The organism is Humiphilus diazotrophicus, from assembly GCF_059726315.1.
Genome location: NZ_AP040870.1, coordinates 2275524 through 2291441 on the forward strand (window position 1 = coordinate 2275524; position 15918 = coordinate 2291441).

A 15918-nucleotide genomic window follows, 5' to 3' on the forward strand; every position below is an offset into this window, starting at 1 on the left:
ATGATCCAGCAAACTTCCAGATCACTCGTAACATCACGAACCGGAATTGCTCTAACTATCGAGTCTCAGGAGGAACAGGATAAGCAGGAGCTGCTCCAGGAGAAGTCACGACCAGGTGCTCAAAGATGACTCCAGGATCACCATAGACCAAGCGTAGCTTATGGTGTCCGGATTTAAGCATTCCTAACGCCACGTTCTGTATTGCAGAATTTCGTAGCACATTTTCTTCCCAGGCAGAAACCTTCTTTTCCCTCTCCTCGGAGCCACTGGCATCGAGTAACTGAGGAACACCGCCATCAAGAATAACCGCATAGTTCAGCTTGTGGTCGGAGTCGATTGGAAATGTCGGTAACAGATGAATAGCAAGATTTGACTCAACATCTCCAGCCGTATCGAAGTCATACTCCAACCAGGCATCATTGGAGGAAAGAGTAAGCTGTTTTTTCGAAACCCACTTAGCCGAGGGCGTCACACCAGGAGCGCCGTACACCATGGAAGCATTGGATATTCCAAGCTCTGGCAATATCCTCCACTGCGCACTGTCGCCATCGTGCTTGCGGGAGAAATGGGCAGCATTCATAGATACGGTCCGACCTTCACTCCCGGGTGCAGCTCTCCATGATTTCGGCAAAGCAACATCAGATCCGGAGTTCTCACCCGTAAGAGGCATTTCAAACACATGCCGTTCACGAGGCGCAGCGGACATCATGCCTTCCCATTTTCCGTGAGCTATCGAATTGTATTGCTGTGTCAGCTGCTGAATATTGTCATACGCTGCATGTGCCTTTTCGGCATCCTCACTTGCCTTCTGTTTATCGCCTCGCGACGCATCCAGATAACTACGATCCGCCCATAGAAACTTGGCATTCTGCGAGGCAGCAGCCTGAATCGAATAAGAAACAAGCTCGAAATAGGCATCTTGATACTCTGCCGGCATCTGTTTGCCTAATGCCGCAGCCTCATCGCTGAGCGTATTCCAGGCAGACAGACGTGTTTGATTCTGATCTCCCCAGGCCAAGGGATTGAAGTCTGTGCGTTTAACTCCGTCATCGTAGCCGTTGAATCCCATAAACTCCGGCTTACGCACAAAATTCAACTGGTAATACTTCTCCATAAGAGCGGCAATGCGATCCGTGAAAACCGGAGGAAAGTGTTCGGCACTCCACTCCTTCAAAAACTGCCTTTGACTTAGCTGCGAAAAGGAAGGCTCATCCCATGCAAGCTGCAAGAAGTAATCCATATCCCATTCGGAGGGCTTCAAATCACCGACATTCAGGATCCAGAGTTTCCGCACCTTGTGATCCCAGGCTTTCGTCATCTCCTCACGAATAAGTTCCGGCGGAGTGGTACAAAGCCATAGATAATCATGCGGACGCCCCCAATAGGAAACGTGATAATACAAGCCCGAACCGCCCGGCCGTTTTTGCTCTTCCGCATTGGGCAATTGGCGGATATACCCGAAATTATCGTCAGTCCAACCTAAGGTAACATCCTCCGGAACTTTCATTCCGACACGATATAAGTCAATAGATTCTTTATAGAGCCAGATAACTTGCGGAATCTTCTTAAGGTCCGGATTCACTTCTTCACCTAACATCTGCCGCTGGGAACTCATGGCCTGTTCGACAAGATGTGCCTTGACCTCCTTGGACCCGGTAGCTTCGAGTCCCGTGTCATGCAGTCCGCGCATCCCAACTGTATAGAAGTTATCGAAACGTCCATTCTCCACCAGACGCTGCTTCCAATAGCGGTCAATATTTGCACGATTGGTTTGATAATTCCAGGGACCGTCACGGTTTAGATCCCATTCGCCAACATTGTTTCGAAGCAAGGCTTCGGAATGGGAAGCTCCCATCACGATTCCCCAGCGATCGGCTAAAAGCGCATTCTCCTTTACAGCATTAAAGGCCAAGGTCCCCGGATGCATTGCAGGCCACAGCATATTTGCATGAAGCCTCAAAAGTAGCTCAAAGATGCGTACATAAGTATTCGGACCAATGTTCTTCAGCTCCGGATCCATCTTTCGAGCGGCCCAAGGGCGAAGCCCCCAGTCCTCGTCATTCAGAAAGATTCCCCGATACTGCACCGAAGGCTCATGCTGTAGAAATGTCCCGGAACGAACCCCAATGGACTGGCGATGCTTCACCGGTACATCAGCCCACCAGGCCCAAGGAGAAACACCCATCTGACGGGAAAGCGTGAACAATGCAAAGGCCGTTCCTCTACGATCGCTCCCAGCAATCACAAGAGCCTGTCGCACGCCGGGAAAGGGCTCTTTCACCACCGTAGTCACGGCACTCTCCCACTTGCCTTGAACCGAAGCGGTATCCAGTTTCCCGGCAGAACACAAGCGGTCCAGCAAAGTACTGTGTCCCAGGGTTCCAACAATAATCAGAAATGGCTGCTTCTCCGCACTTTCTGCGGACAGAATCTGTGGCTTACTTCCCACCACGCTTTCGATATCCGACGCAAAGGCATTCGCCCCCAACTTCACTGTCTCACTGTCTTCAGTGGCAACATAAATCGGAGCGACCGATCCGCTCTGTGCAATCGCGAATGCCCCGGGAGGCATCGCGGTGTCGAGCAGGACCATTCGAGCATCTGTCTTGTCTGGTGATACAGATTTCGTTTCAGATGAGAGAAATGGGCCACCCAATACAAGGGCAAGACCCAGCAAAAGCATATTGGATAAAAAGCGATACATATCGAAAAGCAAGCCTCTTCGTCGGAATTCCAGCCGATCTCTAGGGGATCCTGTTCAAGTAGATCCCATTGGAATGGCTTTTGAAAAGGACTCTCTCGACAATTCTGCTCGCCCGTTCATTTGCCCGCTGTATTACTCTTTTGTTTTGATCTGCAAGTAAGGAGACTTCCCGCATGGCTGTATTAAAAAGCTGGCTGCCTGCTGTTACCCTCAGCGTTCTTACGCTCGCTCTTCCCTCTCTTTGGGCTCAGCCTGTCGATAGCATCAGGCCTGAACTCCGCACCAAGATAGATGCTGCCGCTTCCGAAGTCCTCAAGGATACCGGAGTTCCTTCCGCCTCCATCGCTGTCATCCAGCACGGCCAACTGGTCTACACGCACGCATACGGCAAAGCGCGGCTACAGCCGGAGACAAGCGCAACCCCGGACATGCGCTACTCCATCGGCTCAATTAGCAAACAATTTACAGCAGCAGCGATGCTTCTCTTGCAGGAAGAAGGAAAGCTCTCTCTAGACGACAAGGTTGCAAAGTATCTTCCACAGCTGACCAGGGCCAACGAAGTCACATTGCGAATGCTGCTGTCGCACACCTCCGGTTATCAGGACTACTGGCCGCAAGACTATGTAATGCCTCCGATGCTGAAGGCCACCACCAGCGACGAGATTCTCAAGACCTGGGCTCAGAAGCCCCTGGACTTTGATCCGGGGACACGGTGGCAGTACTCAAACACAAACTTCGTCATCGCCGGTCGCATCGTTGAACAGGTATGTGGCAAACCGTTCATGGAGTTCCTCAAGCAGCGCATCTTCACACCGTTAAAGATGACATCCGTTTACGACACGGACGAAGCACGCCTTACTTCCGCAGATGCCACAGGATATTACCGTCATGCTCTGGGTCCTCTCCGTCCTGCTCCCAAGGAAGGCCGCGGTTGGATGTTCGCCGCAGGTGAACTCGCAATGACGCCACATGACCTCGCTCTGTGGGACATTAGTCTGATCCAAAAATCTGTTCTCAAACCTGAATCGTATTCGCAGATGTTCTCGGAAGTGAAGCTTACAGACGGTAAGGGCACCAGCTACGGATTGGGTGTCGATGTCCTGCAGAGACTCGGACACCTCTCTATTGAGCACTCAGGAGAGGTCTCCGGCTTCGTCTCTGACAATATCGTACTGCCGGAAGACGGAGCAGCAATTACCGTTCTCACCAATCAGGATGCAATCTCCGCAGCATCGCAGATTGCCCGGCGGGTAGTGCCTCTGCTTCTGGGAGAATCGGCTTCCTCAAACCAAGCGGAAGAGCAGGCCTCCGCAATCCTTGCCGATCTACAAAAGGGCAAAATCAACCGCGCTCTCTTCACTGACAACTGTAATGCCTACTTCTCGCAGGAAGCGCTAGACGACTTTGCCAGCAGTCTTGCGCCTCTCGGAAAGCCACAAAGCTTCCGCCAGATGCATGAACAGCTACGTGGCGGCATGACGTTCCATGCCTTCCAGGCGGATTTTCACGGAACGCGACTGAACATCACGACCTATCAAATGCCTGATGGCAAGTTGGAGCAATATCTGGTAGCGCCAACACAGTAGTGCCGCCCGATCAATCCAATCGAAATAAGTCCATTAGCTACAGCCAGATCGAAGAGCCCCGACATACAGAGTATGCTGGGGCTCTTCGCTTTTATGGCACAGGGTATGCCATTCGGAGAAAGGGGATAACTCTTCTGCTTCCATAGCTTTGGCAAACCTTGGCGCAAGAACTGACCCATGCAGTCCCAAAACGAGCTTCCGGAAGAAAAGGTTAGGCTTACCGTTCTATTGCGAGAGAAGATCCATTCCGATAAATTACTTACTCCCTTTTCCCTCTTGTGAAGAGATATCTTTCCATTGCGTTATTTGTCCTACTTTGGCCATCTCTCCTTTGCGGGCAGCAGTATGTCTTCCATTCCTACCGACAGCCGGACGGGCTGAGCAACCTATCTCCACTTGTAATCCGGCAGGACCAGCAAGGCTTTCTTTGGATCGGCACGGAGAATGGGCTCTTCCGTTTTTCCGGTTCGGACTTCGATGCAATTGGCGCAGATCATGGATTACCCGAAAGTTTTATCAGCGAGTTGTACATTGCGCCTGACGGAACTATCTGGGTAGGTACTAGAGAGAACCTCTATCGCTGGCTCGGGCAGAGATTTGAACCGGCGCTCAAGAAGAACAGGCTCTCGGTCACCATGAGCTCTTCGCTGACGGCTTTCGGTCCCAATCAGCTGCTCCTGGTAAGTGGTCGAAAGCTGCTACTCCTTCAGTCTGCCGATCAAGGCCAAACTTGGAGCAGTAGCTCGTTCTTTTCTCAACACGAATTACAGGTCACCACACAGCTCAACGAAATTGAAAGCATCTATGCAACGCCAGAAGGAGATCTCTGGATGGGCTGTGCGCAGACAATATGTCAATACAGTCACCATCAAACGTACATTTGGAATCAATCCAAAGGAGTCCCGAAAGAGGCCTGGTCTACCTTCTTACGTGCCAGAAACGGTTCTATTTGGGCGCAAGGCAAGCACAACCTGATTGAACTACCTCATCACAGTGCCAGGTTTCTCAAACGGACCTTTGCCAGCGACAGGCTCGACACCGTATATGCCCGAAGGCCGTTAGCCGAAGATAAAAACGGCAACATCCTGGCGAGCGCAGATAACGGAATCCTCCGCTGGGACAATCTGCAGTGGCAACACATAGATCGGGCCAATGGACTAAGTGCTGGACACATTACGGAACTCTTCTTCGACGAGGAGGGGGACCTATGGCTGGGAGCATCCGGACGCGGCCTGGTTCACTGGATCGGCTATCGCAACTGGAAACATTGGACCAGCCATCAAGGCCTTCCCGATGATCAGATTTGGACAGAATTCTCCGACAGCCAGAACCGACTTTACATTGGTACCGGCTTGGGCATGGCGATTCTGGATAAAGCGACGCAGAAGATCATGCCACTTCGCGATGCTGTCTCTGGAGTCAATGGACAAGTCGGAGCCTTTGTCGAAGACGGACGACACAACATTTGGGCAGGCACCTTCTCCGGAGCGTTAATTCATATCAATGCTCGTACACTTAAGCCGACTCGAGTTGCCGATCTGCCTCTCATCTATCATCTTGTGCGCGATCATGAAGGTCGAATCTGGATATGCACAAATAAAGATCTGTATGTCCTCGACCTTCCAAAGCTGGGAGCTAAACCAAGACGTGTCGACGAGGCCTCCGCACTCGCAGCAAATGCCAGACGCATCGCCACTCATGCCTCCGTAACACAATCTGCAGGAATCTGGTTCCTCTCAGACAATGGCCTTCTGCGTTATGACCGAGAACAATGGACTCGACCGGTTATTCAAGGGCTCCCCGGACATGTTCATCTAAAGCTGCTTACTGCTTCCCGGAATAACTCACTTTGGGTAACAGGTGAAGATGGCGGCTTATGGCATATCCGGCAGGAAGGAGAAAGAAGTGTGGCATCGCCTCTGCCCATAGGGGCAAATCTCGCACACGCGGAGTTGTTGACAATCCTCGAAGACCATCGTGGTTGGTTATGGGTTGGTACTGATCGGGGAGTCGCAGCCTGGAATGGATCACAATGGAGATTGGTCAATCAGGAAAGCGGGCTCATTTGGAATGACACTACCCAAGATGGCATTCGGGAAGATAGCGATGGATCAATCTGGATAGCTACAAGTAACGGGCTGACGCATCTACTTCGTCCGGAGGAGATCTTCCACCCCATCCACTTACGTACGCTCGTAACGAGTATTGAGCGAGATGGAGCTATCGTTCCGAACGATCGCTTCTTCTCCTTGCCTTGGTCGCGCGAATCCATTCAGTTTCACGTTGGAGCGCCCTCTTTTCTAAATGCATCGTCGCTGTTCTACCGATATCGTCTTGTTGGCCTGGATACAAAATGGGAAACAACCAAGACCCCTGATATCCGCTATACAGCCTTGCCTCCTGGAAGCTATCGGCTTGAGATCGCGGCGACCAACAATACTCTCGATGCAGTTGCCGATACGGCAATCGTACTGTTCCGAATACTCCCTCCCTGGTGGCAGACAAATACGTTCTACGCTGTATGCTTTCTCTTGATCTCGGTGTTTATCTTTCTCCTATGGCGCTGGCGCACGCGCCGTCTCCTCATCCAGCAACACCGCCTGGAGACCCTCGTTCATCAGCGTACGGCAGAGCTCGAACTATCTCAGGAACAACTGCGGAGGCAGGCCACTTACGATGGCCTAACCGGTTTACTCAATAGAACAGCCATACTCGGAATCCTGAATGAGCAAATAGAACGCGCCCATCGTGAACACTCTTCCCTGGCCGTAATTCTTGCCGATCTGGATCACTTCAAAGACATCAATGACACCTATGGACATCTGGCTGGAGATCAGGTATTGAGAGAGGTCTCAACTCGTCTCAAATCCAACATCAGGCCCTACGATTATGTCGGACGCTATGGTGGAGAAGAACTGCTCCTGATTTTTCCCTGTCACCATTCGCAGAGCGATCCGAACTTCACCATTCGTCTTGAGGGGCTACACAGATGCATCGCTGGAGCACCCATTAGCATTACCAGTCAGAAGGGCGAGATCTTTGATCTCGTCGTCACATGTAGTTTCGGTGTTGCGTGGCTGCAATCCGAGAATGGCCAGACACCTCAAAAGAAGTGGGCAGAACATATCCTCCATCTCTCAGACGCAGCACTGTATCGTGCAAAGCATCTCGGACGGAATCGCATCGAATTCGCCTGATATCGATGTAAGCTGGAACGAGTGCCAACAGGAGCTCCGAAGATCACGATGCCCAGCAAGCAATTGGTTCTATCTCTACAGAGAAAATTCCACGAAAACCAGGAACGCACGGAACATCTGATATCTCTGATTCCAACAGACCATCTGACTTGGCGGCCTGAAAATGAAAGCGGAAACTACAGTACTATTGGAAATCTTCTGGGTCATATGCTCTGCTGTTTTGGAGGCTTCTGCGCTGTCATGCACAGAGCCTTTCCGGAAGAACTCAAGCACATCGCCGACCTTCGCTTGCTTGAAGTCAATCATTTCTGCCATCAGGAAGAAGCAATCGAGCGTATCCGCCTCTACTCAAAACATGTAGACGAAGGATTTAGCTTGGCCGAGGACAGCGACCTGGAGCGCCTTCTTCCCACCGTCTTCGTTCCTGAAGGAGAAACCATGCTTACGCTTCTCCTCAACAATCTCGAACATCTCACAAGCCACAAATATCAACTCTTCTTCTATCTGAAATTGTTGGGTCTGCAAGTGGGTACCAGGGATATCTACCATTTTCATAAAGTCGGATAAATCGACTTCTCAGACACTACTCTCAGTATCGCCAAGCAGATCCGGTCTTACCGCTCCGACGTTCCCCTTGGAACATTTGATCCCGTAAGGTAGACAGTAAAACAAAGATGTTGGAGACTGAGCTGCGAAGTACATCCAACTACGGGGAGCACTCGTTATGAACTATCGGACACTAGGCCGTACAGGATGGAAGATTTCAGAGATCAGCTTTGGCACCTGGGCTATCGGAGGCTCCTGGGGACCGGTCGACGATAAGCAGTCAATGGCGGCATTACACGCCGCAATCGACTCTGGCGTGAACTTTCTGGACACAGCCGATGTCTATGGCGACGGCCGCTCAGAACGGCTGATTTCAAAGCTAAAGAATGAGCGCAAAGAAGAGATTATCGTTGCCACGAAGGCCGGTCGCAGGCTCTCCCCGCACGTGGCCGACGGTTACACCGAAAAAAATCTGACAGAGTTCGTCAATCGCAGTCTGCAGAATCTGGCGACCGACTCGCTGGACTTACTCCAACTTCACTGCCCGCCAACCGATGTGTATTACCAGCCTGAGGTCTTCGATGCTCTCGATTGCCTGGTAGAGGCCGGAAAGATCCGTCACTACGGAGTCAGTGTCGAGCGCATCGAAGAAGCTCTCAAGGCAATCGAGTATCCCAACGTTAAAACCGTTCAGATCATCTTTAATTGCTTCCGGCAACGCCCGGCAGGTCTCTTTTTCGAACAAGCGCAGAAGAAAAATATTGGAGTTCTGGCACGAGTTCCCCTCGCCAGCGGGCTGCTCAGCGGCAAGCTACGCCGTGACTCCAGATTTGCCCCTGACGATCACCGGAACTTTAATCGCAGCGGAGAAGCCTTCGATGTAGGAGAAACTTTCTCCGGGGTGGATTACGATCTGGCTCTCGATGCGGTGGAACATCTGCGAGACCTGCTTCCCCCAAACATGGCCATGAGCCAGTTCGCACTTCGCTGGATTCTGATGTTCGACGCCGTTACCTGCGCTATTCCAGGAGCAAAACGCCCAGAACAGGTCATAGAAAATTGCCATGCTTCGAGCCTTCCGCCACTGTCGCCCGAAATAATGACTGCCGTAACCCGGATCTACAAAAAGCGGATTGGACCGCTCGTCCACCAGCGTTGGTAATAGAAGTTGAGGGCGAGCCCTAAATTCGCCCTTTCTTCGGCAATCCTTAGGTAAACTGAGAGGGAAAACTATGTTTGAGAACCTTTCAGAGAAGCTGCAGCGCGCATTCAAAAACCTACGCGGCCAGGGAACCATCACCGAAGAGAACATCGGAGAGGCCCTGAGGGAAATCCGTGTCGCTCTGCTCGAAGCCGACGTTAACCTGAATGTTGTCAAAGACTTGATCGAGCATATCCGGACTAAGGCCGTTGGTCAGGAAGTCTTGACGGCACTCTCCCCGAGCGAGCAGGTCATCAAGATCGTTCGCGATGAGCTGATGGTCATCCTGGGGAAAGACACAGCAAGGTTTAAGTTCGCCTCCCAGCCTCCCACAGTCATTCTGATGGCAGGCCTGCAAGGTTCCGGTAAAACAACGACTTCCGGCAAGCTGGCTGCATGGCTGCAAAAGGGCGGCCACCGCCCGATGCTGGTCTCCGTCGACGTCTACCGCCCGGCTGCGCGTGAGCAGCTGAAAGTTGTCGCCGCCTCGATCAAGGCCAACCTCTATGAAGGTGATCAGAAGGGCGAAGCTCCTGGGACTCCGCTGGTCGAGCGCTTGGCCAAAGAGGCGAGGCGCGAGGCCGTAATCTCCGGCTGCGATACCCTCATCGTCGATACTGCAGGCCGTTTGCACGTGGACGAAGAGTTGATGGTCGAGATGCAGAAGCTGAAGAGCCTGCTCAATCCGCAGGAAATCCTCTTCGTAGCCGATGCTATGACAGGCCAGGATGCGGTACGTTCCGCAGACGAATTCCACAAAAAGCTGGCCTTAACCGGTGTCGTCCTGACCAAGATGGACGGCGATGCCCGCGGTGGCGCAGCTCTGTCCATCCGCCATGTAACCGGCCAGCCCGTAAAGTTCATCGGCGTCGGCGAAAAGCCGGATGCCTTCGAAGCCTTCCATCCTGACCGTATTGTTGGCCGAATCCTTGGAATGGGCGACATCATGACGCTCATCGAGAAGGCCGAGGAGAAGCTGGACAAGAAGAAATCGGAAGAGTTCGCCCGAAAGGCACTCTCTGGCGATGGATTTTCGCTGGAAGACTTCCGCGATCAGCTCCGTCAAATCCGTAAGCTCGGTTCCCTGCAAAGCATCATGAAGATGTTGCCTTCCGTTGGCCCATTTCAGGGCATCCAGCAGATGGCCGATCAGGTTGACGAGAAGCAATTCGTTCGCGTGGAAGCAATCATCAACTCCATGACGAAAGTCGAACGAAATAATCACGAGATTATTTCCGGAAGCAGACGTAAGAGAATTGCTGCCGGTTCAGGAACCAGCGTCCAGGAAGTAAACCAACTCTTGAGGCAGTATGCGCAGATGCGTAAGGTGTTCAAGTCCGCCTCGAAGGGTGGAGGACTGCAACGCGGTCTAATGCGCGGTCTGGGCGGTCTTGGAGGTATGCGCGGCGGTTTTGGACGTTAGAGCGTTTATTGATTTCCGGTGTTGGCCGGAACGGATGTTTGAATGGCTACTCTACGAAAGAATAGCCATTCTTTCGTTACTCCTGGCTGGCCAATATTAAGACTACAATGCTCTAGGCCTGGAAGTAGAGGGACACGAATCATGGATACCATTGCCCGATTGCAAGATCAGCTCGACGAAATCACAGCGAATACGCGAGAACTTGTACAGGAAGAGCGACTCGCAATTGGGGAACGGGCAATTGAAGATCTGTTTCTTTCCGGAGCTGAAAACCGCATTCTGCCTGTAGGCGCTAAGGCCCCGGAGTTCGCGTTGCCGGATTCCAATGGTAGAGAGGTTCGCAGCCAGGACATGCTCTCTCTTGGACCCCTCATCATCAAGTTTTTCCGTGGCCGGTGGTGCCCCTACTGCGTGACGGAGCTGGAAGCATGGCGTGACCTCTATGGAACCATCCGTTCCCGTGGAGCTCTGCTGGTAGCCATCTCACCGCAGACGGTTCGTCAAAATGATTTTGCGGTTCAGCAACATCTATTTCCCTTCCCGGTTCTCTCTGACGAGGGATGCAAGCTGGCCGACCAATTCGGTTTGGTCTACCAGGTTCCTCCGTTTCACCAGAATTACTACCGCAGCATCCTGGTAAACATTCCCTTCGTCAACGGAGACGAGAGCTGGAAGCTTCCTCTGCCTGCGACCTACGTAATCAACCAGCAGGGCGAGGTAGTCTTTGCCGAGGCACATGCAGATTTCCGTGTCCGTCCGGAACCAGCCGACGTCCTGGCCTCAGTGACCACACGAGCCCGTTTCTAGACTCTGCAAAAAATAAATTATCTTCTGATTTTTCTTTCAATTGCAGGCCAATGGCCTGCAATTGCTATTTGTGTCTAGTTTCCCACACCCTGCGGTTTGACCCAGACCCCCTCGATTGTTACTATCAGATTGCGGGGTGGAGCAGCCTGGTAGCTCGTTGGGCTCATAACCCAAAGGTCGCTGGTTCAAATCCAGCCCCCGCAACCATTCTGAAGGCGGTTTCGTGAAACGATACCGCCTTTTTCATTTATGTCGTGAGTTCCCGACAAACCGTATTTCGTTTACGTCTTTTGAAACACAAAAACCAACGCTTCTACATTGCCACCCGCGAAGATCCATCGCATATACAGTCGTTATACTCGTAACAAGCTTTGCAGAAGTGCGCCTTGGTGATGATCGTGAAATTAATTGGCGAGAGCAAATGGATATTACTCCAGGGTGCCACAGTACATGAGTTTACCGATGTTTTTACTCAGAGCGACCAGTGACGGTGCAGCGGAGCACTTTGCCGTCAGGTAAGACTAAATCGTACTTGTCCCCGATTTGAATGCGATTGGTTCCCGAAGTCCCATCTATGGATCGCGCATGATAGTCCCCCAATGGCAGGTCCAAGGAGTGAAAAGGGTCCTGATTAATACCAGTATCACTTCGCAATTCAAACTTCTTCCCATCTGCGGCGACATCAGCATAGATGACATCCATGCACTTTTCCCACGAAGGTTTCAAAGTCTGAGGCTGGCAGTAAGATCGGACATGCGTACGATAAACGTGCAAGGCGATCGGATAATCCATGCTGTTTTTTACACTCGGCAATCCCTGTCCATAGCGAGTTTTTTGACCAGATAAGCTTGCTGAACAGAATAGAACTACGGAAACAACAAGGAGTATGATGTGGGGCTTTTGGCGAGATAGGTTACTCATAACGAAGAGCATAGAAGGTTTCGTACGTTACGGAAAGCCTGGTTCTGGGAAGTGTCGCCATCGCGAGAGCTTCTGCGCATTTTCGGAAATAGTGTGAACTTTCTGAAGGTGGAGAGGAGGGCGTTTTCTTAAGGTAAGGCTTGCCGAAAGCGTCTCCTCTCGAACGCTGGATAGAACAAATTCTTTGAGCATCCTGGCAATCTTTCGTTTGTCGTGTCTCTTGCCTCTTGTGGTCGAAAGATATACACGTTCGTGAACTGGCCTTGAGTTCGCAATGCATAGTAAAGCTTCCGCGCGTCTTCGATGATTTCTCTGTGTACCGATTCTTCTGCGACAGGAAGAGTCCCATGAACGCTACTCGCGGGTCGCACAGCACTTCGCGAAGCTCAATTCCTAGTACACCACTTCCAGATTGAATCCTGAAGTCTAGTTCCCCCCCCCAGGAATCTCACGGGCGGTATCGGCATACCCGCCTCACGCGCTTTGCCAAGAACCAACCCTCACTTCTCTTCTGTTCCGCGTGCGCGTGCGTCATATTAGTTCAATGCTTCTGCAAGTCTATGTTTGATGTTCGCGGCTAATTCTGGAAATCCTGTCCGCGATCTCCCACCAGGAACCAGAAGCGACTTTCTCGGAAGAATCTGCGGCTACTTATTGTTGAAGAACCCGAAGATGAACGTCGTGAACAAAACGAAGTCACCCCAGCGAATGAAATCGCCCGTTGCAATCCCAATCACGACCGATAAAACGAATATGCCAGGTACGAGCAGGGCGCCTTTCGGGGTCGGGACCAAGTATAAAGTGTCATTCGCAACCGCCGCGAAACCGGTGGCCTCCCCTCCATGTGCCTGAGTTCCCCGGCTGTGGAGCGGGAGACGCTAGGAAGGACGCTTTGAAATGACTCGACCAGAGAAGCCATCTTAGAGATTCACGAATTCGATCTTGCAGCCCTATGACAACAAACGAGACGCTGATCACAGCAACCATAGCCAATGCAGCCACCCCCCGCAGGCGTTTCTTCCCACGCAAACTTGCAATCATGATAAACGCGAGTAGTGCTATGCAGACTACTGGCACCACGACGAGAAGTAATAGTATGAACCTCGCATATGGGCTGTAGACACGATAGCGAATCCCGTCCCGGTTCCCACCGGGAGTGGCCAATTGAAGTGGCCGCTGGCCTAACTCTGATCAATGAAAAGAGTTTACCTTTTGAACCCGTCCGGTACTTGAAGCTGTCACGACCTCCGCGAGAACTGCTGATTCTGAATGGGGTCCTGTGAACAAATCCAGCCCCGCAACCTTCTGAAGGCTGTGCCGTAAGACGGTACCGCCTTCCACCTTTGCGTCACACGTTTTTAGCGAAACGATCCGCTCGTGTTTTGAATATCCAAAGTCGCCAGCGTATTCACTGACATTCACTTCAAGTGAAAACGGGCGACAGCGCATAGCGCCTTTAACTCAACATCAAAGACTCTAGTAAATAGCATCTGCGCTTTCGTCGGTCCGAACTTCATGTTCCAGCAACACTTCAGTCATATCTAGTGTGCCCTTCTCAATAGAATCTGCGAGGGGATCGTGAGGTATGCCTTTTGCTGATAATTTTGCATTTAGCTCCTTTTGATGGTTTATGGTCTCAAGATAACTGCCGAGCATTTCATCATGCGTCTTTTGTGAATCCTCCTGCTGTTTATGCGCCTTATCATAATGTTCGGGCGTCTGCAGGATGGCATAAATCGTGGGATTCTTCGATGGATCGTTCAGAAACCCGTTTAAGGACAGCCGGTATTTGGATTTGGTCCAAATCGCTTCTCTTGCATTGGCCAGCTTCCCACTGCCGCTTTTGATCTCCGAAGGCTTGCCGTATTGGGCCGTCAACAAGTCCAGAGCGCTTTGCCACGTGTTGTGTTCTTTGACCTGAATCACAACGAGCTTGCCGTTGCTGAATCCGTAATGGCTTATCGAGCCTTTACAGAAGTCAGTCTCTTTCACGTCATCTTTATAACAATGAATAAATCCGCTATAGCTCTTATTCGTGAACTTATTAACAGCCGCACAGTCTCCCGACAACGAACCCTTGCAAGAACTGACGAAGTTCTGTATGAGATGCGATTCAGAAGCGAACGACGAAACTGACTCACCCAACATATAGCCGTGAAGGTACGGCTTTGAATCACCTTTACACGCAATTGTCCAAACAGCCAAAATCCCAAGAAAAGCGAAGCCAAACTTTCTCATATATTATTTATCGAGAAAGTTAGGTAAAACATCAGTCGAGGCTTACTTGCGAAAACAGGTAATGCTAACTTCGAGCCAGGCAGGAACGACCTTGCTATCCTCCACCTTATGGAGGCGAGAGGATAGCATTACACCAGTAGCCTTTTTGCTCATCGCTACTCAATTGGTCGGTTTAGCGAGTTGCCCGCCTACAGGTACAGGCTTTCCAAAGCCAGGAGTGCCATCCTCTTTCCAACTGAAAGGTTGAATTCGCGGACTACGATGACCTCCGCATCCTTGGTGAGCTTCGGGGTTGGCGTGGTAAATCAACCAGTCTTGCTTACCGTCAGGAGATTTGAAGAACCCATTGTGCCCGGGACCAAACGCGTGCGCCTTGGAATCTGTCTTCAGGAGTGGATGCGATAGCTTCTTCCAGGATTTGGCCATCAACAGATCGGAATCAACAGCTGCGTGCAGAGCTCCGAGGGAATAATTATCCGTCCAGCAACCGGAACCTGAAAACACAATGAAAATATCCCTCCCGTGAACAAGAGCCTCCGGCCCCTCATTTACCTTCACGTGCTCTCCGTGAGGCAGATCACCATGCTTTTCCCAACGATGATGAGGAGACGATATCAGCGTCCGCGGAGAATCGATTGTCCACGGATTGCTCATATGTGCAATGAAGATATCCTGCTCACCATTATGGTCCTCCTTCCATCCGGACCACACCATGTAATGCTGGCCATTCACTTCGAAGACATCGCCATCAATGGCCCACCGATCGGTGGCATCCGCGACTTTCCCCTTGAATGTCCACTCTCCTTGCAACGGGTCGGGGGAAGAGTTCTCAATCACGAAGATGCGATGCATCGCGTTCTCGCCATCATCGGCAGCGAAGTAGATGTACCACTTGTCATTCCAGCGGTACAGTTCCGGAGCCCATATGTCTTTGGACCACGGTTTCCCTGGCTCTGGCGTCCAAACCACCTTCTTCTCAGCATCTCGAAGATTCGTGATGTCTCGTGTCTTCCACAAGGTCAGATTCCCGCCAGTCGTATTCGTATAGAAATAGTCACCCTTCCACATGAATACCCAAGGATCTGGACCTGACTCTTTGAGTGGGTTGATAAAAGTTGAATCCGATGTGCCTGATTGAGCAGGGAGTGCAGACGATAAAAAACACGTACAAAATAAGGCGAGGATTAATCGTAGATTCAATTTGCAGCGTTGTGTTCTGGTCACTGTACTTTCTTTCTTGAAATCGATTAGCAGCCCATTCAGGCGGTGTTTGGATAATTCGGCTTCGTCCGTGC

The 15918-nt window shown here is 51.4% G+C and carries 10 protein-coding genes and 1 tRNA gene; 7 read left to right on the forward strand and 4 right to left on the reverse strand.

The genetic code is table 11. The annotated features are described in order from the left end of the window. Window positions 1-55 precede the first annotated feature (55 nt). Window positions 56-2704 carry a glycosyl hydrolase 115 family protein gene (locus AC6I7T_RS10505; protein ID WP_497793340.1) on the reverse strand — a complete coding sequence of 883 codons (2649 nt, stop codon included), beginning with the start codon at window positions 2702-2704 and terminating at the stop codon, window positions 56-58. Window positions 2705-2877: 173 nt separating this feature from the next. Between AC6I7T_RS10505 and AC6I7T_RS10510 the strand changes: the two genes are divergently transcribed. The 7 genes from AC6I7T_RS10510 (at window position 2878) to AC6I7T_RS10540 (ending at window position 11671) form a co-directional block, all read left to right on the forward strand. Beyond that, window positions 2878-4290 carry a serine hydrolase domain-containing protein gene (locus AC6I7T_RS10510; RefSeq protein WP_497793341.1) on the forward strand — a complete coding sequence of 471 codons (1413 nt, stop codon included), beginning with the start codon at window positions 2878-2880 and terminating at the stop codon, window positions 4288-4290. 278 nt (window positions 4291-4568) lie between these two features. Continuing rightward, window positions 4569-7487 carry a ligand-binding sensor domain-containing diguanylate cyclase gene (locus tag AC6I7T_RS10515; RefSeq protein WP_497793342.1) on the forward strand — a complete coding sequence of 973 codons (2919 nt, stop codon included), beginning with the start codon at window positions 4569-4571 and terminating at the stop codon, window positions 7485-7487. 48 nt (window positions 7488-7535) lie between these two features. Continuing rightward, window positions 7536-8054, forward strand: a complete 519-nt coding sequence (locus AC6I7T_RS10520) for a DinB family protein (protein WP_497793344.1) — start codon at window positions 7536-7538, stop codon at window positions 8052-8054. Between the two features lie 157 nt (window positions 8055-8211). Continuing rightward, a complete protein-coding gene (locus AC6I7T_RS10525; RefSeq protein WP_497793345.1) occupies window positions 8212-9195 on the forward strand; it encodes an aldo/keto reductase in 984 nt (327 codons plus the stop codon). Between the two features lie 70 nt (window positions 9196-9265). Beyond that, window positions 9266-10657, forward strand: a complete 1392-nt coding sequence (gene ffh / locus AC6I7T_RS10530; protein WP_497793346.1) for a signal recognition particle protein — start codon at window positions 9266-9268, stop codon at window positions 10655-10657. 141 nt (window positions 10658-10798) lie between these two features. Then, the gene (locus tag AC6I7T_RS10535) at window positions 10799-11464 is read left to right on the forward strand and encodes a peroxiredoxin-like family protein (protein ID WP_497793347.1); all 666 of its coding nucleotides are present in this window, start codon (window positions 10799-10801) and stop codon (window positions 11462-11464) included. A gap of 130 nt (window positions 11465-11594) precedes the next feature. Further along, window positions 11595-11671 (forward strand) — tRNA-Met (locus AC6I7T_RS10540). A 261-nt stretch (window positions 11672-11932) separates the two neighbouring features. On the opposite strand, the gene AC6I7T_RS10545 is transcribed toward AC6I7T_RS10540, so the two are convergent. From AC6I7T_RS10545 to AC6I7T_RS10555, 3 genes are all read right to left on the reverse strand, one after another. Then, window positions 11933-12166: a hypothetical protein gene (locus AC6I7T_RS10545; protein WP_497793348.1), complete on the reverse strand. Its 234-nt coding sequence runs from the start codon at window positions 12164-12166 to the stop codon at window positions 11933-11935. A gap of 1695 nt (window positions 12167-13861) precedes the next feature. Beyond that, the gene (locus AC6I7T_RS10550) at window positions 13862-14311 is read right to left on the reverse strand and encodes a hypothetical protein (protein WP_497793349.1); all 450 of its coding nucleotides are present in this window, start codon (window positions 14309-14311) and stop codon (window positions 13862-13864) included. Between the two features lie 471 nt (window positions 14312-14782). Further along, window positions 14783-15691, reverse strand: a complete 909-nt coding sequence (locus AC6I7T_RS10555) for a glycoside hydrolase family 43 protein (RefSeq protein WP_497793350.1) — start codon at window positions 15689-15691, stop codon at window positions 14783-14785. Window positions 15692-15918: the final 227 nt, after the last annotated feature.